General features: G+C 48.3%; 1 protein-coding gene. It reads left to right on the top strand.

Annotated elements, in window-relative coordinates:
- The first annotated feature begins 743 nt into the window (after positions 1-743).
- The gene (locus RC73_RS08145; RefSeq protein ID WP_039034189.1) at positions 744-2,015 is read left to right on the top strand and encodes a hypothetical protein; all 1,272 of its coding nucleotides are present in this window, start codon (positions 744-746) and stop codon (positions 2,013-2,015) included.
- Positions 2,016-2,567 lie beyond the last annotated feature (552 nt).

Genomic DNA, 2,567 nt, shown 5'->3' with positions numbered 1-2,567 from the left:
TCCTCACCGTTTAACCATGAGTGGTGCACTTATTATCTGAATTCGGGCCCAGGGATTCATTCAGAAAAGAAGCCCCCTGAAACATTCATATCTTTCACATTCTGCAATCAAGAAATCAAAGTTACGGGGATATAAGTCGTTTAACGGAATTTATTTGATTATTGTTTTTCGTCTAAATTATATCTGGTTCAGCTTTCACTCTTTTCAAGCTCGAAATTGGTAACAATCTCAACATCCGATGGAACAATATTTTCCATATAAAGCAATAACCCTCCATTAAAAACATCTATTGTCCAATTACTGGTTATAGCAGAACGGATTCAAACCCGTAGTAGTGCTGAACACTTTTAATACCTATAACCATGTTACCTCTCAGGCAATTCCCCGGGCCAGGATCAGGCATCACTTCAATGATTAGCTTGTCGCGAATTCAACACCTATGTTGATACACCTGAACACCACATTATATAAACGGCGGCTGAAAGCACAATTTCCGCCAATTACAGTCTATCCGAGGCATCAGTGAGGTATGTTTAACATAAGATGATGCCCCCCTTACTTTCTACAATCACCCGACGCCTTGATCCCCATTAACTGATGACAAGGCAGGACAATTCGCGATAGCATAAATAAATGAAAACCATCATTCACTAAGCAACTAATTTTAATTGGAAATATGGTTTTTTAACGAAAACATGATGGGGAAAAGCCTCACTACAAACTACGCGCAACAAGGACCTTGCATGAAACAAAGATTGGTATTTCTTGGCCTGGCCCTGGGTGGCCTAACCCTCAACACCAACGCTCAGCAGTGCGATCTCAGCATTACAGGTACTGTGCCCGAAGGGATTAGCCTGGATAAGTTGGTCGTTTCCACCTATGACAAGGAGCTGCCGGTCACCAGCAGGGACTACTCCCTGTGCGCCAGTAAGCAAGATCTTCAAGTCGTCGGCCGCCATAGCCCCAACAACACCATCTACCTGATGGATAAGAGTGGTGCCATCCCCAGAGGCATCTATACCGCCGAGGTATTTATCCAGAGCGAGGCGCTCACCTTGGGCCCGGCTTCCAGTTTGACCAAACAAGTCTGTAACCTACGCTGCGGCTACTATGCCAGCCAAAGGGTGCAGAACTCCAAAGAGTTGCAACAACTGGCGGCCGAATACCAACTGCTGTCCGCCACTGATGGCAAGGCAATTGGCGCCTTCCTTAGCCAAAACCAAGCCAAATTAGATCGAATCTACTATGGCGATATCCACCCTAAGCCATCAGCTCCAATAAACACAGGCGATCTCTGGGTCGATCCCTACAGCGGCGCGGGACTCTACTTCGATGCCCCCGAAACCATACTCAACAGCACCTTTAGAGATTATGTGAGCTCCGAAGCCAGAGCGGCGCGCCAGCAGGATGAGGCTGTCGCCGAAGCGATGAAGCAGCATAAAGCTTCACTACAAGGCTTAATGAAGGGTTTCAACAGTTGGCAAGAGCGGGTGGAGGCCGTCAACAGAGTCAGCGCTGAGCTAAAGGCCAGCCAGGATCCGGCGGCGATAAAGGTGGCGCAAATATTCGAGCGCGGCCTTGAAGAAGCCGAGGCGACTCTTAAAAGTTACCTTACCAACGACAACAAGACCCCAATCGCATCTCTGACCCAGGCCAACAAGACCTTCGAACTCTTGTTGGCCGACTGGACCAACGCCGCCTATATCCACAGCAAGGACAAACAGGCCTTCGCAGCCCTGTTCAGTGAGCAGTTTAAGCAGCAACTGCCGATACAAGATCGCGAGTTGGACAAGGCGCTGAGCCGCCTTATCGATCTGCCAAATCATCTGGGGAAGTTGTCTATCGAGGATGGTTATCAGAACATTCAGCTGGAGTTTAACAATCTCCTGCCAGACTCGAACCAACGCTATGACTTTAAGGATGCCCTGCACAGCGTTAGCTTCGTGTATGAGAAGGGCGCCTGGCGACTAGACAGCGTCAGCCAGCTACCCATCCGTCACTATGACAAGAGCTAAATGTAAAATATGAACCAAGGGGCGAGTTTGAATCAACACCTCAGCCCCTTGGTAATCCTCCCCCCTTTATAACGGCAGTAAAAAGTAGAGGTTAAGCGACCATTAAAGGTGGTCGCCCATGATTGTATTGCTTCCAATTGGTGATATTACGCTTTGACTTGCCCATGACATTGACCGTAAACCTGCGATGCAAGATCTGATCATGAAGTGCCAAAAAGATTCCACTGATTTAGGCAACAAAAAACCGCCGAGTCGCTTCAGCCCCTAAACCAATGCACCCATTTCAAACTGTTTGCGGCTGTGGCTAAGCCGTCAAGGAGACTCTACCCATGAGCATACAATGAGTATGTGATTGGGTGAGCAGGCGCAGACAATAACGCCACGGTCGTCGAGGGCTGACACACTTCAGCCCCTAAACCAATGCACCCATTTCAAACTGTTTGCGGCTGTGGCTAAGCCGTCAAGGAAGCTCAGCCCATGAGCATACAATGAGTATGTGATTGGGGGAGCAGGCGCAGACAATAACGCCACGGTCGCAAACAAAAAGTAAAA

This window comes from Shewanella sp. ECSMB14102, assembly GCF_000813075.1.
Lineage (GTDB): Bacteria > Pseudomonadota > Gammaproteobacteria > Enterobacterales > Shewanellaceae > Shewanella > Shewanella indica.
The sequence above is the reverse complement of the archived record's forward strand: the minus strand, read 5'-3'. Positions and strand labels throughout refer to the sequence as shown.

What these genes read in the sequence shown, in the direction of transcription:
- RC73_RS08145 (WP_039034189.1), top strand. Translation starts at nt 744, where the DNA reads ATGAAACAAAGATTGGTATTTCTTGGCCTGGCCCTGGGTGGCCTAACC.